The sequence below is a fragment of the Amycolatopsis thailandensis genome (genome assembly GCF_002234405.1).
Lineage (GTDB): Bacteria > Actinomycetota > Actinomycetes > Mycobacteriales > Pseudonocardiaceae > Amycolatopsis > Amycolatopsis thailandensis.
Genome location: NZ_NMQT01000092.1, coordinates 53,898 through 70,955 on the forward strand (window position 1 = coordinate 53,898; position 17,058 = coordinate 70,955).

The following is a 17,058-nucleotide window of genomic DNA, read 5'->3' on the forward strand; positions in this document are numbered from 1 at the left end:
CCGCTTACCTGACATCGGTCAGGTACGCTACCAGTCAACCTGACACTTGTCAGGTAGCGCTCCGGGTAACCTGGTCGATCGTGCGCACAGTCGTAGTCATCGGGGGCGGGATCGTCGGTCTCGCCACAGCCTGGGAACTGACCAGAAGAGGCCTGGACGTCACGGTGCTCGAAAAGGAGGACCGCTGGGCGGCCCACCAGACGGGGCACAACTCGAACGTCGTGCACGCGGGGCTCTACTACAAGCCGGGATCCTTCAAGGCGAGGATGTCCACCGCGGGCAATCGGTCCATTGTGGACTTCGCACGGCAGTACGGGGTGCCGGTCGAGGTGTGCGGCAAACTCGTCGTCGCCACCTCCGAAGCGGAGCTCCCGGCGCTGAAGGTGCTCGCCGAACGGGCCGAAGCGAACGGCGTCCCGGCTAAGCTGATCACGCCGAGCGAGGCCCGGGAGTACGAGCCCGAGGTCTCGTGCGTCGCCGCGCTGCGCGTGGAATCCACCGGCATCATCGACTTCCCCGCCGTCTGCTCCGCGCTCGTGCGGCTGCTCGACGAGTCCGACGCCGACCTCCGGCTCGGCACGTCCGCGCTGGGGATCCGCCCGGGCCGCACCGGCGGCGTCGAGGTGGCGACCGGCGACGAGGTGATCCACGCGGACGCGCTCGTCAACTGCGCGGGCCTGCACGCGGACCGCGTCGCGCGGCTCGCCGGGCTCACCCCGAGCGCGCGGATCGTGCCGTTCCGCGGCGAGTACTACGAGCTCAAGCCCGAACGCCGCCATCTGGTGCGCGGCCTGATCTACCCGGTCCCGGACGCGTCGCTGCCGTTCCTCGGCGTGCACCTGACCCGCATGCTCGACGGCAGCGTGCACGCCGGCCCCAACGCCGTGCTGGCGCTGCGCCGCGAGGGCTACACGTGGCGCGACTTCTCCGCGAAGGATCTCGCCGAGGTCGCCCGCTTCCCCGGCGTCTGGCGGCTCGCGCGCAAGTACGCGTACCCGACGGGGCTCGACGAGGTCCGCCGGTCGTTCTCACGCCGCCGCTTCGCCGAAAGCCTCGCGCGGCTCGTTCCCGCCGTCACCGAGGACGACATCGTGCGGCACGGCTCCGGCGTCCGGGCACAGGCGCTGCGCCCGGACGGCGCGCTCGTCGACGACTTCCTGATCGAGACCGCGCGGAACCAGGTGCACGTCCTCAACGCGCCCTCGCCGGCGGCGACCAGCGCGCTGGAGATCGCGAAGCACATCGCCGACGAGGTGAGCTCCTAGGAGGACGGCGGCAGGTTCGCGTTCAGCAGCGGCACGGCGGCCTTGATGACGTCGCACGCCTTCGCGGGGTCGTCGAGGTTGCCCGCGATGATCGCCACCGTCGACGTCGCGGTGATCGCGAGACCGGCCGCGCACAGCTTGCTGCCCGACTCGGTGTAGAGCTTCCACTTGCGGTCGCCGGAGTCGAAGTCCTGCGGTTCGCCCTGCGTGATCAGCGATGGCGCCTCGTCGATCGCCTTCGACGTGTAGAACCACAGGTCGAAGGCCTTTTCGCCCTTGTCGCCGTCCGTGTCGGCCCACTCGCAGCCGGTCTGGTTCGGGTCGGAACTGGACTTCATCGGCTCACCGGTCGGGCCGAGGCGCAACTGGGCGGTCTGCTCGGGCTTGAGCATGGCGCACGGGTCGGTGGTCACGAGCGGCCCGCCCGGCTCGGCGGGCTTCTGTCCGGGCGGAGCGGTGATCTGCGGATCCTGCTGTCCGCCCGGCAGCTTCGACGCCACGGCCGGGGCCGCCGCCTTGGCCAGGTCGCACGCGTTGCCCTCGGTGTGATCGGGGCTCTCGCTGGCGATCTCCACGAAGGAGTCCGGGGTGAGTTCCGTGCTCAGCGAGCAGTAGTCCGGGCCGAGGATGGTGGCGTACCGCGTCCAGGTGAAACCGCCGATCCCGAACTTCTCGCCGGACTGCGCGCCGTTCATGTACTCGTTCAAGGACAGGTCCTTGCTCAACGAGACCTCGAGGTTCGACGCCTTCCTGACGTCCTCCAGCTTCCGGAACCGGCAGACCGCGGGGGTCTTCTGATCGGGCTTGGCGGCGCGTTCCTCACCGGGGTACGTGACGCCCAGCGCGTTCGCGTGGTCCTGCGTCAGCAACGCGCACGGCTCGGCCTTCGTGATCACCGGCCCCTGTCCGGGCACCGGCGAGGCCGTACCTGGAATCGTCGACGTGCAGCCGCCGAGCGCCAGCACCGTCAGCCCGATCGCGAGCGAATTCCGAAACCGCATGCGTCCCCTCCATCTTCGGCTCGCACACTACTTGTGCGCGGCGGTGCAGTACTTCAGGGAGGAAGGTTCGGGTTTCCGCTGCCCCGGCGGCGCGACGATCTTCGGGTCCGGCTGCCCGCCGGGCAGCTTCGACGCGATCGCGTCGGCGTGTCCAGGGGTGAGCAACGAGCACGGCGCCGCCTTGGTGAGCACCGGCCCCTGGCCGGGCACCGGCGACGCCGTCCCCGAAATCGTCTCGGAACATCCGCCGAGCAGGAAGACCGCCGCGAAGAGCGCGGTGATCGGCTTGCGATGGCGGTTCATGCTGGGGCCCTCCTCGGCGCGGACCCTACTTCGATGTCGGCGTGAGCACCTCGGTTCCGCCGAGGAAGGGACGAAGCGCTTCGGGGACCCGGACGGAACCGTCTTCGAGCTGATGGTTCTCCAGGATCGCGACGATCCACCTGGTGGTGGCGAGCGTGCCGTTCAGCGTGGCGACGGTCTGCGGGCGGCCGTCTTCGTCGCGGTAGCGGATGCCGAGGCGGCGGGCCTGGAACGTCGTGCAGTTCGACGTCGAGGTCAGCTCGCGGTAGGCCTCCTGCGACGGCACCCACGCCTCGCAGTCGAACTTCCGGTACGCCGACGTGCCGAGGTCGCCGGTGGCGGTGTCGATCACCCGGTACGGGACCTCGATCTTGGCGAGCATCTGCTCTTCCCAGTCCAGCAGGCGCGCGTGCTCGGCCTCGGCGTCCTCGGGACGCGTGTAGACGAACATCTCGACCTTGTCGAACTGGTGGACGCGGATGATGCCGCGGGTGTCCTTGCCGTACGAACCGGCCTCGCGGCGGTAGCAGGACGACCAGCCCGCGTAGCGCTTCGCGCCGTCGCCGAGGTCGAGGATCTCGTCGGCGTGGTAGCCGGCGAGCGGGACCTCGGAGGTGCCGACGAGGTACAGGTCGTCGTCGCGCAGCCGGTAGACCTCCGACGAGTGCGCGCCGAGGAATCCGGTGCCCGCCATGATCTCCGGCCGGACCAGGGTCGGCGTGATCATCGGGGTGAAGCCGTTCGCGCTCGCCTGCGCGATGGCCATGTTCAGCAGGCCGAGCTGCAGCTGGGCGCCGATGCCGGTGAGGAAGTAGAACCGCGATCCCGAGACCTTCGCGCCGCGCTCCATGTCGAGCGCGCCGAGGCCCTCGCAGAGTTCGAGGTGATCCTTGGGCTTGAAGTCGAACTTCTTCGGCTCGCCGACGTGCTTGAGCACGACGAAGTCGTCCTCGCCGCCTTCGGGCGCGTCGGGGTGGACGAGGTTCGGCACCACGCGGTGCAGCTGCTCGAACTCCTCCGAAGCCTCGGTCTGCTCGACCTCGGCGGCTTTCACCTGGGCGGCGAGGTCCTTCGCCTTGGCGAGCAGCGCGGCCCGTTCGTCGCCTTGCGCCTTCGGGACGAGCTTGCCCAGCGACTTCTGCTCGGCGCGCAGCGTGTTGGCGGCGGCGATCGAAGACCGGCGACGGGAGTCGAGGGAGAGCAGCTTGTCGACCACTCCTTCGTCCTCGCCACGGGCGCGCTGCGAAGCGCGCACGACGTCCGGGTCATCGCGCAGAGTCCTGGGGTCAATCACGAGAGCTGAGGGTAGTCCGTGGCCTTCGCGCACTTCGAGGCAGTTTCCCCGTACAGACTGTGCGGGCCGCCGCGGAGAACCCGACAGTCTGATCGTTGTCGCCCGTTTCGGGCCGTCCCCATACTGAGCCCGGCCCCGGATTCCCTGCTGCGGACGGAGAAACCCGATGACCGACGCGGACCTGCTGGCGCGGCACAAGGCGGTACTGCCGTCGTGGCTGGCGCTCTACTACGACGAGCCGATCGAGATCGTGCACGCGCAGGACCGCCGGGTCATCGACTCGACCGGGCGGAGCTATCTCGACTTCTTCGCGGGCATCCTGACGAACTCGATGGGCTACGACGTCTCGGCGATCAGCGACGCCGTGCGCAAGCAGCTCGACACCGGGATCCTGCACACCTCCACGCTGTACCTGATCCGCTCGCAGGTCGAACTGGCCGAGCGGATCGCGAAGCTTTCCGGCATCCCGGACGCGAAGGTGTTCTTCACCAACTCCGGGACCGAAGCCAACGACACCGCGCTCATGCTCGCCACCCAGTACCGGCGCAGCAACCAGGTGCTGGCGATGCGGAACTCGTACCACGGGCGGTCGTTCGCGACGGTCGGCATCACGGGCAACCGCGGCTGGTCGGCGTCGTCGCTCAGCCCGGTGAAGGTGAGCTACGTGCACGGCGGCTACCGGTACCGCAGCCCGTTCCGGGCGCTTTCGGACACGGAGTACATCGACGCGTGCGTCGCGGACCTGGTGGACGTGCTGGAGACGGGCACTTCTGGCGACGTCGCCTGCATGATCGCCGAGCCGATCCAGGGGGTCGGCGGGTTCAGCTCGCCGCCGGACGGCCTGTTCAAGGCGATGAAGGAGGTCCTCGACCAGTACGGGATCCTGTTCATCTCCGACGAGGTCCAGACCGGCTGGGGACGGACCGGGGAACACTACTGGGGGATCCAGGCGCACGACGTCGTCCCCGACGCGATGACCTTCGCGAAGGGCCTCGGGAACGGCCTCGCGATCGGCGGCCTCGTCGCCCGCGGCGACCTGGTCGACTGCCTGACCGCGAACTCGATCTCGACCTTCGGCGGCAACCCGGTCGCGATGGCGGGCGCGGCCGCGGTGCTCGACCACATCGCCGACCACGACCTCCAGGCCAACGCGCTCGCGCGAGGCAACGAGCTGCTGTCCGGTCTGCGCGCTTCGGGGCATCCGCTGATCGGGGATGTCCGCGGCAAGGGCCTGATGATCGGCGTCGAGCTGGTGCGGCCGGGCGGCCTGGAGCCCGACCCGGGGGCCGCGGCGCGGATGATGGAAGAGACCAAGGCGCGCGGGCTGCTGATCGGCAAGGGCGGGCTGCACGGCAACGTGCTGCGGATCGCGCCGCCGATGACGCTGACCGCCGACGAGGCGGCGGAAGGCCTCGGGATCATCACCGACTCCCTGGCCGCCATCTCCTGACGAGTGTCATGAGGGGTCCCCTTAGGACAAATTTCGTCTTAAGGGGACCCCTTATGACACGCGTCCGCACTCCGGAAACGGGCGAAAGCGGGCGCGCCGTCCGTCAGACGCGTGTCTGCAGCCGGATCTCGCGTGCTTGGGGGCGGAACACCCGGGTTCCGTCTCCAAACACGCGAGATCCGCCCTCAGTCACGCGTGTTCGGCCTTCGATCACGCGTCTTCCGGCAAGCGTCAGGAGGTCGCGAAGCGGGCGATGACCTCGCCCAGCCGCACCCCGGCGTCTTCCTGGAGGAAGTGCCCGGCGCCGGTGATCGTCGGATGCTCGAGTTCCCGGGCGCCGCGCATCGAGGCCCGCAGTTCGAGACCCCACGGCGCGGTGATCGGGTCGCCGTCGGAGAACGAGACCAGGAACGGCTTGTCCAGTTCCGTGAGGACCTTCAGCGCGGCCCGGTTGGCGGCCGACGCCGGGTCGTCCGGGGTGATCGGGACGAGCGACGGCATCGCGCGCGGCGCGGCCTTGTACATCTCGTTCGGGAAGGGCGCGTCGTAGGCGGCGCGCACCCCCTCGGACAGCTTGGTCTGGCAGCCCGACTGGACGAACCGTCCGACGTCGATGACCTGGGCGTTCTCCATGGTCTCGCGAAACTTGTGCCAGATCTCCGGCATGTCGCCGTCGCCGGTGGGGAGGCCGGTGTTGGCCGCGACGACCCGGGCGAAGCGGTCGGGGTTCTCGGCGACCAGCCGGAGGCCGATCAGGCCGCCCCAGTCCTGGCCGACCAGGGTGACGTCGGTCAGGTCGAGCACGTCGAAGGCGAACGCGCGCATCCATTCGACGTGCCGTTGGTAGGTGTGGTCGACCATGTCGCCGGGTTTGTCGGATCGACCGAAGCCGACCAGGTCGGGCGCGATGGCGCGCAGTCCGGCGTCGGCGAGCACCGGGATGACCTTGCGGTAGAGGTAGGACCAAGTGGGTTCACCGTGCAGCAGGAGGACGGGTGGCCCGTCCTCGGGTCCGGCCTCCACGTAACCCACTCTGATCACGCCGCCGTGAAGGTCGACGAGTTCCGCGTAGCGCGGTTCGAAGTCGAAATCGGGCAGGTCCGAAAATCGGTCGTCCGGAGTCCTCAAAAGGCGCACGACTCCCACGGTAGTGGGAATCGTGCGCCCATGCCGATTGCGGACGTCAGAAGATCACGAGATGGCGACGGCCACGATCAGGCCGAGGGCCAGGTGCGCGGAGGCCACCACGACGCTGGCCGGGGCGAACTTCTCGCTCTCGATGGTCGAGCGGATGTCGATCCGGGTCGCCCACTCCAGCAGCCGGACCGCGAGCACCTGCACGATGATGCCGAGCAGGCCGTAGACCAGCGAGGTGATGAGGCCCTCGGTCAGATCGCTGGCGGAGTTCGCGATCGCCACGACGATGATGAAGGCCATCGAAAGCAGGCCCGACGCGGTGACGATGACCGCGTTCGGGAGGCCGCGGGTGACCAGCTGGGAAAGCTTGCCGGGCGTGGTCCAGTCGATCGCCCAGAACCCGGCGAACATCATCAGCAGGCCGACGACGCCGTACAGCAGGATCGCGCCGATCCCCCGCACGAGGTCGGAGCCGAACGTGTCGGACAGCGCAAGGGTGGTGGTCACAGCGTTCTCCCGGAGAGGTACAAGGTCGAGAATGTCAGGTTTGTGCGGTTGCTTCTATCACGTCTCGACGATGCGGTGCGGGACGAACGCCGCACCGTCGTCCGTGACGAGGCCCGCGGTCTCGCGGATCCCGAGGCCGGCGGCCTGGTCCCCGACGATCCACGCGCCCAGCGCGGGGCGGTAGCCCTGGAACTCCGGGAGCGGGTCGAACGCCTGGTAGACGTACCCTTCCGCGCCGTAGACACCGTCGGTCTGCGTCTCGTACCCGGTGGCGACGATCTGCACGTTCGCGCCCTCGCGGCCGAGTTTCGGCTTGCGGACGTACTCGGTCAGCAGACCGGGGTCGTCGGCGAAGGCGGGCAGCAGGTTCGGGTGGCCCGGGTAGTTCTCCCACAGGATCGCGAGCAGCGTCTTGTTGGAGAGGATCATCTTCCACAGCGGCTCGACCCACAGCGTGCGCGGCATGGTCTCGACGGCGAAGCGGCCGAACTCCTCGTCGACCACCCATTCCCACGGGTAGAGCTTCACCACGGTCGCCATCTGCGCCTCTTCGAGGTCGACGAACCGCTTGAGCACCGGGTCCCAGCCGATCTCCTCGATCGACAGGCCGACGGTGTCGAGTCCGGCCTCGGCCGCGGTCTCCTGCAGGTACGCCGTCGTCACGTGGTCCTCACCGGACGGATCGGCGGACGACCAGGTGAAGTGCAGCTCGTTGGAGGGCAGCTTTTCGGCGAGCTCGCCCCAGCGCTCGACCAGCTTCTCGTGGATCGAGTTCCACTGGTCGTCGTCGGGGAAGATCGCGGTCTTCCAGTGCCACTGGAGCACCGCGGCTTCGAGCAGCGAAGTCGGGGTGTCGGCGTTGTATTCGAGCAGCTTCGCCGGGCTCTTGCCGTCGTAGCGCAGGTCGAACCGGCCGTAGACGTGCGGATCCTGCCGCTTCCACGACTCCGCGATATGCGGCCAGACCCACTCGGGGATGCCGAAGCGGTGGTACTGCTCCGTGGTGATCACGTTGTCGACGGCTTCGAGGCACATCGAGTGCAGCAATTCGACGTCCGCCTCGACGGACAGGATCTCGTCCATGTCGAAGACGTAGTGGACCGACTCGTCCCAGTACGGCCTGGACTTGCCGGCGCCGTCACGGGCGGGGGTGCCGAAGACCAGGCCCTGTTCCTCGACGATGCGCTGCCAGTCCCGCCGGGGCGGCTTGGAATCCCGATACAACTACGAGCCCCCGCTCTTGCCGGTACCGCCGGAGGTACCGCTCTTGCCGCTGATGCCGAAACCGCCGCGTTGGACGGACTTGCCCGATTTGGTGCTGACGTTCGCCCGTGACGAGGGCGGGTCGTACGAACCGCCGGACACCCGCTGCCCGATCGCGCCAGTGCCGCCGTAGTTGTAGCGGTAGCTGTTGTACCCGCCGCCACCGATCGGGATGAAGAAGAAACCGCCACTGGAGTAACCACCGTGCGACCGCACGTAGTTTTCGTCGCAGTTGTCGTCCTGGTCGACGATCCCGTCCTTGGTGGTGCAGGTCGCGGTCACCTCGGTCGGCTTCGCGACGGTGTAGAACGTCGCGACCAAGCCGACCAGCCCGACGGTCACCCCCGTGCCGATCAGGAGTTTCTTCTTGGTCGACGACTTCTTCTCGGCGACGCGCGCGGCTTCCGCGGCCTGCGCCTCCTGACGTTCCTGCTCCGCCAGCGCCTGCTGTCGCGCCCGCTGCTCGGCGAGCGACGGCTGCCGCGCCTGCGTGCTGCCGTCCTGAAAGCGCATGGTGCCGCGCTTGGGCGGCTCCTGAGGAGTCTGTGCCCCCTGGTTGTCATCCTGCGTCATCGAAGCTCCGTAATCGCCCGCCGGCCCGAACCCGTGTCCAACACTAACCACCCGGTACGCGCACCTTACGTGCGGCGCGGGCATCATGGAGTGGATGTCTCAACAGGCCGAGCGGTTCCGTTATCCGCGAAACGCGCTGACTACCCTGCGCACCCGGCTCGTCATGGCCGGTGTGTTCCTGGGCGCGATCATCGCGCTTTCGCTGAGTGTGGCTTTCTCGTGGAACGTGGGCCCGGAGGGCGGTGCGGGCGGCGGCGCCCCCAAACTGTCGCCCGCCGCGGCCGAAGCGTTCCAGTCTCCCCCGGGGACCTGCCTGACCTGGAACAACCCGGACGCCACCGACGCGAAGCGCGTCTCATGCGCGGAGTCCCACTTGTTCGAGGTCACCAGCATCGTCGACATCGGCGCGCAGTACCCGGCGGGGGTGCCCAGCCCGAACCTGGAGCAGTGGCAGGAGATCTCCCGGTCCCGCTGCACCGTCGACGTCAAGCCGTACCTCGGCCGCACGCTGGATCCGTACGGCAAGCTGAGCATGAACCTGCTCCGGCCGACGCCCGCGCAGTGGGAAGACGGCGACAGGCAGCTGCGGTGCGGTCTGCAATGGGCGGGTCAGGGCGGCAAGCTGCAGCCGACCAAGGGACCGGCGAAGGAGCAGGACCAGTCCGCCGTGTGGGAGCCGGGCACCTGCCTAGCGCTGCTCAACAACAGCTTCGGCGACCCGATCGACTGCGCCCAGCCCCATTCGTACGAGATGATCGCGACGATCGACCTCAAGACGAAGTTCAAGGACGGCTACCCGTCGCAGGGGGAGCAGAACACCTGGCTGGACACCGAATGCTCGACGGCCGCGCAGGAGTACACCGGAAACGCGGACCTGGCCGCGAAGAAGGTCATCCTCAGCTGGGACGTCCGCGAGCAGGAGAGCTGGGACGCCGGCTCGACGCTGGTGAACTGCAAGGTGGCGGCGGTCCTGCCGGACAACAAGGGGCTCGCCCCGGTCACCGGGAGCGTCAAGGTCGGCAACGGTGAGGCCCCGCCTTCCGACGGCGGCGGCCCGCCCGCTTCCTCCTCCGCTCCGAAGACCGGCGGGTGATCGGAGTGCCGGTCGAAATGACCCAGCAGCGCTTCGAGGAGCTGGTGTCGGAGGCGCTGGACGAGCTCCCGCCCGAGTTCGCGGACGCGATGGACAACGTGGTGGTCCTCGTCGAAGAGTTCAACGAGGAGTCGCCCACGATCCTGGGGCTCTATCACGGTGTCGCGCTGACGGAACGGACCCACGAGTACGGCGGGGTGCTGCCTGACCGGATCTCCATCTACCGGCGCCCGCTGCTGGAAATGTGCGACACCGAGGAGGACGTGGTCGAGGAGGTGCTGATCACGGTGGTCCACGAGGTCGGCCACCATTTCGGCATCGACGACGCGCGGCTGCACGAACTCGGCTGGGGCTGAGCCGCCGGACGGGCGATAGCAAAGGTCCCTTGCTCCCTCCCGGCGGATTCCGCTCCGGAGGGGGCATGGTGGGTGACTTTTGTGCGTGGGGCACCAAGGGTTCTCCGGATTCTTAACTGGACGTAACAACCCCACCACTTTGAGCGACAGCCCCGCTAAACTTTCGACACGTTGTCGTCGGCCGTCGCCGGCGAATGCCTGGGGAGGCGGTGCATGGCCGAGTCGACGGTGCGCGGGCGCGGGGACCGGCGGTTGCGCTGGCTGCTCGCGTCCAGTGCGGCGTCGAACCTCGGCGACGGGATCGGCAAGGTCGCGTTCCCGCTGCTCGCGGTCACCCTGACCCGCGATCCGCTGCTCATCGCCGGTCTCTCGGCGACCCAGTTCCTGCCTTGGCTGCTGTTCGCGCTCTCGGCGGGCGCGCTCCTGGACCGGATCGACCGGCGGCGCGCGATGATCCTCGCGAACAGCGCCCGCGCCGTGGTCGTCGGCGGGACGGCCGCCCTGGTCGCGGCCGGCGGCGTGACGATCTGGATGGTCTACGTCGCCGCCCTGCTCATCGGCGTCGCGGAGGTGGTCGCCGACAGCGCCGCGAACGTGCTCATCCCGGCGGTCGTCGGCGAGGGTTCGCTCGACGGCGCGAACAGCAAGCTCCAGGCCTGCGAGATCGTCGGTCAGACCTTCCTCGGCGGCCCTATCGGTAGCGCCACCTTCGCGCTCTTCGCGGCCTTCCCGTTCCTGCTCAACTCGGTGGGCTTCGCGATCGCGGCGGTCGTGCTGATCGGCCTCGCCGGAAGCTACCGGGCCCGCCCCTCGACCGAAGCCTCCGAGAGCTCGCGTACCGCGCTTCGCACCGAGCTGGCGGAAGGTTTCCGCTGGCTGAAGCACAGCGGGCTGGTGCTGCGCCTGGTCGTCGTCGCCGGATTGATCAGCCTGGTCAGCGAACTCGCGCAGGCGCAGCTGGTGCTGTACGCGATCGACTTCCTGCGTCTCAGCGAAGCGGCCTTCGGGGTCTTCGCGCTCGTCGGCGGCATCGGTGGCTTGCTGGGCGCGGGGGTGGCTCCGCGGCTGGTCAAGGTGTCCAGCCGTCGCGCGGTCCTCATCGGAGGCACGGCTTGCTGCGGCGTGGCGTTCACCGGCATGGGCCTGACCAGCTCGCCGATCGCCGGGGCCGCCCTGTTCGGCCTGTTCGCGGCGGCCGTCGTCGCGGTGAACATCGTGTTGGGGACGGCACGGCACAAACTCGTCCCGGGCGAACTGCTCGGCCGGATCCTCGGCGTGTGGCGCACCGTCGTCTGGGGAGCGATCCCGATCGGCGCGCTGCTCGGCGGGCTCCTCACCCACGCCCTCGGCCCCCCTGCCCGGACGTTCCTGACGTCGGGGCTGCTGCTGTTCGGCGTAGCCGGTTTCGCGTTCGTCTCGTTACGGCGAGGCGCCTTCGATGACGAAACGGCCACGGAGGTCCGGGTTCTCCACCAAGACCAGTGAAAACCAAGGCCTTTGGTGCTGAAATAGCCCATCACCGCCAGCTGGTGACGGGAGGTCCGCGATGCAGCAGACACTGGTGCCGGAGGCCGGCGTGGAGACGACCGAACCTTCCAGACGCCCGCAAGTGCTCACGGCCGTCGCCGGTTTCGTGATCGGCGGCGGGGTGATCGGCATGCTGTGGGCGCTCTCGGGCGTCAACGCGGGGGCTCTCGAAGACGCGCAAGACGCGTGCCAGGCACTGGCCAGGGTCGGCACGATCCCGGACACCACCGACTCCCCCGGCGACCGGACCGTGGCCGTACTGGCCCCCGAGGTCCTGCACCGGATGACGGCCGCGCGCGAACTCTCCGCCGCGGCGGCCGCCGCCAACGACACCTACCGGCCGCTGGCCGAACACATCGACGGTGTCAGCCGGATGGTGTTCAGCCTGCACTTCAACGACATCTCCGGTCAGCGGCACGTGGCGCAGGCCGAACAGCTCTGCACCCAGCTCTGATTTCGCTAGCCCTTGTGGACCGTCTTGACGGTCAGCTGGTTGCCCGGGACCTTCCCCGCGCAGCCGAGCCCCTGCACCGCCACGAAGTTCGACGCCGTCTCCTGCGGCAGGTACACCCGCAGGCCTCGGGTCTCGGTGGGCTTGCAGGCCGCCTCGTCGTAGTTGCGGACGTTCACGAAGCCGATGTCCGTGGACGCGCTCTCGCCGTTGTTCAGCTGGACCGGCCCGCCCTTGTCACCGGTGCGGAACGCGGCCTCGCCGACCTGGTGGCCGTCCGCCCCGGTCACGTAGGAGACGCCGGGGAAGCCCTGGATGGTGCACTGGTGCCCGCTCGTGTTGGTGATGACGAGCGTGCGGTACACCGTCCCGGCGGCCCCGTCGCCGCCCGCGACGGAGAGCTTGACGTCCCCCGCCTTGCAGAGCCCGTCGCTCTTCGACGCCGGAGGGGGCGCCTCGGCGGGCTGCGAGGTCGGCGCCGGGCTCGAAGAGCTCGCGCTGGGCGCGGCCGAGGTCTCCGGCGCCGAACTGGACGGCGGCATGGACGAGTTCTGCGCGACAGGCGTGCTTTGCGAACCGCAGGCGCTGAGCAGCAGGAGCCCGGCGGTGCCCGCGACGAGCCCGCCGATGGAGATGATCTTCGAACGAACCATGGTCATTCGCCTCCCTGTAGCCGGGTGACCCACCGTTCAGTAGACGTGTTGTCCGCCCAGTGGGTTGCGCTCAACCGGTTAATTCCCCACAAGGTGTTAATCGATCTTGTGGGGTGTATTCCCCGGCGGGAGCGGAGGCAAACGTGCCTGGTCAGCGTTCGACGGGAACGTCCGCCCAGGTGAGGCAGGACCAGCCGGCCGGGGTCGAGACGAGTTCGACGACGCCGGTGTTCGGGATGAGGGCCCGATTGGCGACCTCGGCGGTCACGTTGCCGGCGAGCCATTCGCCGCCCAGCCGGATGGCGCCGCCGTGGCTGACCAGGACCACCGTGCCGTCGGGATCCGCCTGTTCGTGCTTGGCGCGCAGCCGGGCGACCGCGTCGAGCATCCGGGTGCGGACCTGCGTGCCGGTCTCGCCGCCGGGGATCGGCGGGTCGAGTTCGCCGAGCGTCCACTGGCGCACGACGCTCATGTAGGTCGTGATCGAGTCCTTGTCCGTCTTGCCTTCGAGCTCTCCGGCGGCGACCTCGTGCACGCCGTCGACGACCTGGACGTCGAAACCGAGCTTGGCGGCCAGCGGTGCCGCGGTCTGCTGGGCGCGGATGGCCTGCGAGGCGTAGACCGCGACGATCGGCTCGCCGTCGAGCCGCGTCGCGAGGTCCCGGGCCTGTTCCCGGCCCAGCTCGGTGAGCGGCGGTCCGGGCAGCGCGGTGTCCAGCGCGCCCCGCACGTTGCCGTCGGTCTGGCCGTGGCGGACGAGGAGAAGTTTCACGCCTGTGCTCCCTTCCGTACCGACTCGACCCAGCCGATCGCGTCGGTGAAATCCTCGTTGGCGGCGCCCGGCTCGATCTCGGTCGTGCCGTTGTCCGCGCGCGGGTGGGAGCCGAGGAACCGGACGTTGCGGCACCGGCGGCGCAACGCGGCCAGCGCGTCGCCGATCCGGGGCTCGGCCACGTGGCCCTCGAAGTCGATGAAGAACCGGTACTCGCCGAAGTTGTTCCTGGTCGGCCGGGCGTCCAGCTTGGTCAGGTTGATCCCGCGGACCGCCAGCTCGGTGAGCAGTTCCGCCAGTGCGCCGGTCCGGTTCGTCGCGGCGGCGACGATCGACGTGCGGTCGGCCCCGGTCGGCCCCGGCAGCTCGCCGGGCGCACGGACCAGCAGGAACCGGGTCTTGGCGTCACGGACGTCGGCGACCTCGGTGGCCAGCACCTGAAGCGGGTAGTGCTCGACGGCGACCGGCGCGGTGACGGCGGCGTCGAACTCGCCCGCGTCGACCGCGACCGCCGCCGCGGCGGTGGACGACGTCGCGACCGGACGCGCGCCGGGCAGGTTCGCCTCGACCCAATGCCGGACCTGGGCGAGCGCGTGCGGGTGGCTCGCCACGGTGTGGATCTCGGTCGTGCCGGGGCGGGTCAGCACGCTGAAGTGGACCGGCAGCAGCGCCTCCGCCACCGCGACGAGCGGTTCGGCCTCGCTCAGGCTGTCGAGGGTGGCGGTGACCGCGCCCTCCACGGAGTTCTCGATCGGGACGCAGGCCGCGTCGGCCGTGCCCGAACGCACCGCGGCCAGTGCCGCCGGGATGGTCTCGGCGGGGATCAGCTCCTCGCCGGGAGCGAGCCGGCGCGCGGCCTGTTCGGTGAAGGTTCCCTGGGGGCCGAAGTAGGCGATCCGTGACACCCCGCCAGATTACGCACGCCGCGGGTGGCGACTTTCACTCGGACAGCCGGTACGCGCACCGGTTACGCCAAGTGGCTTTTTTTGCCATGCTTAGGGCGTGACCGCCGAACCGGGCACGCACACCGGCCGAGAGGATGTCGGCTCCTCGTTCGCTCCCCTGCCGGACCGTCCCACTCCGGAGCTGGTGCTGTGCGCCGTCGATGACCTGCTCGCGCAGGCCTGGACCACCGTCGCGGACACTGTGGACGGCCGGGTCTTCGTGCACCGCGGGTCCGTGCTCGACGTCGTCGCACAGGCCGTCGTCAGCCCCGCGAACTCCTACGGCTGGATGCGCGGCGGCATCGACGCCGTCTACGCCCGCGCGTACCCGGATGTCGAGCAGAACGTGCGCAGCGCCGTCCTCGCCTATCACGGCGGGGAACTGCCGATCGGTGAAGCGGTGATCGTGCCCACCGGCGAGGCGGAGCCCGCCTGGCTCATCAGCGCGCCGACGATGCGGGAACCCGGCGAAAGCCTCCCGCGCGACACCGTGCACCCGTACCTGGCCGCCAGGGCGGTGTTCCAGCAGTGGCGCGACGGCAGCGTCGACCAGGGCAGGGTCCGTGATCTGGTGCACACGATCGCGATGCCCGGACTCGGTACCGGCGTCGGCGGGGTCGCGCCCGCCTCGTGCGCCCGGCAGGTCGCCGCGGCGTGGGACGAGGTCTTCGCCCCCGGCCGCCCCCGTAACTGACGGTAACGCCCCGAAGCGGGGTACATCACATCGAAGCGCGTTCACGAGCCGTAAGCCCTACCGTTAAAGCGGCTTCATCCGGTTCGCGGCACGTTCACCGCCGAGAACTCGTCAACACGGTTTTGTACGGCGCCAGCGCAGGCGACGGGCGAGGAGTGTGCGATGCCGCGGGTCCGTGAGCTCAGTCCCTACGTCGAGCTGCACCGTGAGCAGTGGCGCGAGTTGCGCAGGTCGACTCCCCTGCCACTGACGGCCGCCGAGCTGCTGCGGCTGCGCGGTCTCGGCGAACAGGTCGATCTCGCCGAGGTCGCCGAGGTCTACCTGCCGCTCTCCCGGCTGATCAATCTCCAGGTCGCCGCCCGGCAACGGTTGTACGAAGCCACCACCACCTTTCTCGGTGAAGACAGCCGGGGCACCAAGGTGCCGTACATCATCGGGATCGCCGGAAGCGTCGCCGTCGGCAAGTCGACCACCGCGCGCATCCTGCGCACTCTGCTCGCCCGCTGGCCGGACCACCCCAGGGTCGACCTGGTCACCACCGACGGGTTCCTCCACCCGCGGGCGGAACTGGTGCGGCGCGGGATCATGCACCGCAAGGGTTTCCCGGAGAGCTACGACCGGCGGGCGCTGCTGCGCTTCGTCACCGAGGTGAAATCCGGCGCGGAACGGGTCAGCGCGCCGGTGTACTCGCACCTCGCCTACGACATCCTTCCCGACGAGGAACAGGTCGTTCAGCGACCCGACATCCTGATCCTCGAAGGGTTGAACGTCCTCCAGCCCGGCCCTCGGCTCAGCGTCTCCGATCTGTTCGACTTCTCGATCTACGTGGACGCGGCGACGACCGACATCGAACGCTGGTACGTCGAGCGCTTCCTCAAGCTGCGGCACACCGCGTTCGCGGACCCCGCGTCGCACTTCCACCACTTCGCCGGCCTCCCGGACGACGAGGCACGAGCCGAGGCACGCCATCTGTGGCGCACGATCAACGAACCGAACCTGATGGAGAACATCAAGCCGACGCGGCCCCGCGCGACCCTCGTCCTCCGCAAGGACGCCGACCACGCGATCAACCGGGTCCGGCTGCGCAAACTCTGAACCGGGGCCTGGTCGATCCTCGATCGGACGGCGAGACTCGCGTGCTCGAAGCCGGAACTCACGTGACTGAAGCCGGAACTCACGTGATCGAAGGCGGAACTCACGTGATGGGACTCGGAACTCGGCTGTGCGGCTTGTGATCACGTGCGACGAGGTCGCCTACGGGGACACTGAGTGATCGGTCACGCACGGAATCTCTACTCACGGCGATCGTTCACGGCGACTTTCAAGATCACTTCGGCGGAAGCCCCTCACGCGAGCGATTTCCGGCTGTTCCCTCACAAGGACCAGCCCTCGCACCACCGGCGAGCCTCGGTCACCGGCCTGTCGCGCACCGCGACCGATGGGCGGCTTTCCTCGGCCGATCGGCCGATCAACGCTCAGTACGTGTAACCGGTTGGCCGATACCGGCTACAGCCCCCCGAGGCGACCCTTGTGTCAGGGGTTCAAGAGGTCTCGAAAAGAGACTTTGAGCAGGGAGGAGGCTCACGATGTTCTCGATCATCCTGACCTGGGTCGGCTCGATTCTCGGACTCGCACTCCTGGTGGCCATGGCCGCGGGCGCCTTCGTCGTCGACTTCGACGACGCCCGCGGGGACCGCCGCCGGAAGAAGCAGCAAGTCACGGAGAGCAAGGGCACCCCCGCGGCACCTCTGAGTTGAACATCGCCTGAGTTGAAC

19 protein-coding genes are annotated in these 17,058 nt (G+C 69.0%); 9 read left to right on the forward strand and 10 right to left on the reverse strand.

The window, feature by feature from the left end; translation table 11 throughout:
• Nucleotides 1–8 precede the first annotated feature (8 nt).
• Entirely contained in the window at nucleotides 9–1,265 is a 1,257-nt protein-coding gene (gene lhgO / locus CFP71_RS25045) for an L-2-hydroxyglutarate oxidase (RefSeq protein ID WP_341866901.1), read from the forward strand.
• Here lhgO and CFP71_RS25050 read toward each other — a convergent pair.
• Genes CFP71_RS25050 through serS form a run of 3 tightly spaced genes read right to left on the reverse strand, consistent with a single transcriptional unit; the run spans nucleotide 1,262 to nucleotide 3,863 of the window.
• Nucleotides 1,262–2,266, reverse strand: a complete 1,005-nt coding sequence (locus CFP71_RS25050; protein ID WP_093936383.1) for a DUF3558 family protein — start codon at nucleotides 2,264–2,266, stop codon at nucleotides 1,262–1,264. The genes lhgO and CFP71_RS25050 overlap by 4 nt on opposite strands.
• A 27-nt stretch (nucleotides 2,267–2,293) precedes the next feature.
• Nucleotides 2,294–2,569, reverse strand: coding sequence for a hypothetical protein (locus tag CFP71_RS25055; protein WP_341866900.1), 276 nt, complete (start codon nucleotides 2,567–2,569; stop codon nucleotides 2,294–2,296).
• A gap of 25 nt (nucleotides 2,570–2,594) precedes the next feature.
• Entirely contained in the window at nucleotides 2,595–3,863 is a 1,269-nt protein-coding gene (serS, locus tag CFP71_RS25060) for a serine--tRNA ligase (protein ID WP_093936384.1), read from the reverse strand.
• 166 nt (nucleotides 3,864–4,029) lie between these two features.
• Here serS and CFP71_RS25065 point away from each other — a divergent pair, with 166 nt between their 5' ends.
• Nucleotides 4,030–5,313 carry an aspartate aminotransferase family protein gene (locus CFP71_RS25065; protein WP_093936385.1) on the forward strand — a complete coding sequence of 428 codons (1,284 nt, stop codon included), beginning with the start codon at nucleotides 4,030–4,032 and terminating at the stop codon, nucleotides 5,311–5,313.
• A gap of 231 nt (nucleotides 5,314–5,544) precedes the next feature.
• Here CFP71_RS25065 and CFP71_RS25070 read toward each other — a convergent pair whose 3' ends face one another.
• Genes CFP71_RS25070 through CFP71_RS25085 form a run of 4 tightly spaced genes read right to left on the reverse strand, consistent with a single transcriptional unit; the run spans nucleotide 5,545 to nucleotide 8,733 of the window.
• Nucleotides 5,545–6,450 carry a haloalkane dehalogenase gene (locus CFP71_RS25070; protein ID WP_208636032.1) on the reverse strand — a complete coding sequence of 302 codons (906 nt, stop codon included), beginning with the start codon at nucleotides 6,448–6,450 and terminating at the stop codon, nucleotides 5,545–5,547.
• 54 nt (nucleotides 6,451–6,504) lie between these two features.
• Nucleotides 6,505–6,957, reverse strand: a complete 453-nt coding sequence (locus tag CFP71_RS25075) for a DUF350 domain-containing protein (protein WP_005149563.1) — start codon at nucleotides 6,955–6,957, stop codon at nucleotides 6,505–6,507.
• A 57-nt stretch (nucleotides 6,958–7,014) separates the two neighbouring features.
• Complete coding sequence (locus tag CFP71_RS25080) at nucleotides 7,015–8,181, reverse strand: glutathionylspermidine synthase family protein (protein WP_093936387.1); 1,167 nt, start codon at nucleotides 8,179–8,181, stop codon at nucleotides 7,015–7,017.
• Nucleotides 8,182–8,733, reverse strand: a complete 552-nt coding sequence (locus CFP71_RS25085; protein WP_093936418.1) for a DUF1190 domain-containing protein — start codon at nucleotides 8,731–8,733, stop codon at nucleotides 8,182–8,184.
• 154 nt (nucleotides 8,734–8,887) lie between these two features.
• Here CFP71_RS25085 and CFP71_RS25090 point away from each other — a divergent pair, with 154 nt between their 5' ends.
• The 4 genes from CFP71_RS25090 to CFP71_RS25105 all read left to right on the forward strand — a co-directional run bounded on the left by CFP71_RS25090 (nucleotide 8,888) and on the right by CFP71_RS25105 (nucleotide 12,223).
• Nucleotides 8,888–9,886, forward strand: a complete 999-nt coding sequence (locus CFP71_RS25090; protein WP_093936419.1) for a septum formation family protein — start codon at nucleotides 8,888–8,890, stop codon at nucleotides 9,884–9,886.
• Between the two features lie 5 nt (nucleotides 9,887–9,891).
• Entirely contained in the window at nucleotides 9,892–10,242 is a 351-nt protein-coding gene (locus tag CFP71_RS25095; RefSeq protein ID WP_093936420.1) for a metallopeptidase family protein, read from the forward strand.
• A 213-nt stretch (nucleotides 10,243–10,455) separates the two neighbouring features.
• Nucleotides 10,456–11,727 (forward strand): MFS transporter, encoded by a 1,272-nt coding sequence (locus CFP71_RS25100; protein WP_093936388.1) that lies wholly within the window; start codon nucleotides 10,456–10,458, stop codon nucleotides 11,725–11,727.
• Between the two features lie 61 nt (nucleotides 11,728–11,788).
• Nucleotides 11,789–12,223, forward strand: a complete 435-nt coding sequence (locus CFP71_RS25105; protein ID WP_093936389.1) for a hypothetical protein — start codon at nucleotides 11,789–11,791, stop codon at nucleotides 12,221–12,223.
• A gap of 5 nt (nucleotides 12,224–12,228) precedes the next feature.
• On the opposite strand, the gene CFP71_RS25110 is transcribed toward CFP71_RS25105, so the two are convergent.
• From CFP71_RS25110 to pheA, 3 genes are all read right to left on the reverse strand, one after another.
• Nucleotides 12,229–12,879, reverse strand: coding sequence for a DUF4232 domain-containing protein (locus CFP71_RS25110; RefSeq protein WP_093936390.1), 651 nt, complete (start codon nucleotides 12,877–12,879; stop codon nucleotides 12,229–12,231).
• Between the two features lie 145 nt (nucleotides 12,880–13,024).
• Nucleotides 13,025–13,645, reverse strand: coding sequence for a histidine phosphatase family protein (locus tag CFP71_RS25115; protein ID WP_093936391.1), 621 nt, complete (start codon nucleotides 13,643–13,645; stop codon nucleotides 13,025–13,027).
• Nucleotides 13,642–14,550, reverse strand: a complete 909-nt coding sequence (gene pheA / locus CFP71_RS25120; protein WP_093936392.1) for a prephenate dehydratase — start codon at nucleotides 14,548–14,550, stop codon at nucleotides 13,642–13,644. The genes CFP71_RS25115 and pheA overlap by 4 nt, the downstream gene beginning before the upstream one ends.
• A gap of 97 nt (nucleotides 14,551–14,647) precedes the next feature.
• Here pheA and CFP71_RS25125 point away from each other — a divergent pair, with 97 nt between their 5' ends.
• The 3 genes from CFP71_RS25125 (at nucleotide 14,648) to CFP71_RS44280 (ending at nucleotide 17,040) form a co-directional block, all read left to right on the forward strand.
• Nucleotides 14,648–15,283, forward strand: a complete 636-nt coding sequence (locus tag CFP71_RS25125) for a macro domain-containing protein (protein WP_093936393.1) — start codon at nucleotides 14,648–14,650, stop codon at nucleotides 15,281–15,283.
• Between the two features lie 162 nt (nucleotides 15,284–15,445).
• Nucleotides 15,446–16,378 (forward strand): type I pantothenate kinase, encoded by a 933-nt coding sequence (coaA, locus tag CFP71_RS25130; RefSeq protein WP_093936394.1) that lies wholly within the window; start codon nucleotides 15,446–15,448, stop codon nucleotides 16,376–16,378.
• A 491-nt stretch (nucleotides 16,379–16,869) separates the two neighbouring features.
• Nucleotides 16,870–17,040 (forward strand): hypothetical protein, encoded by a 171-nt coding sequence (locus CFP71_RS44280; RefSeq protein WP_167406261.1) that lies wholly within the window; start codon nucleotides 16,870–16,872, stop codon nucleotides 17,038–17,040.
• Nucleotides 17,041–17,058 lie beyond the last annotated feature (18 nt).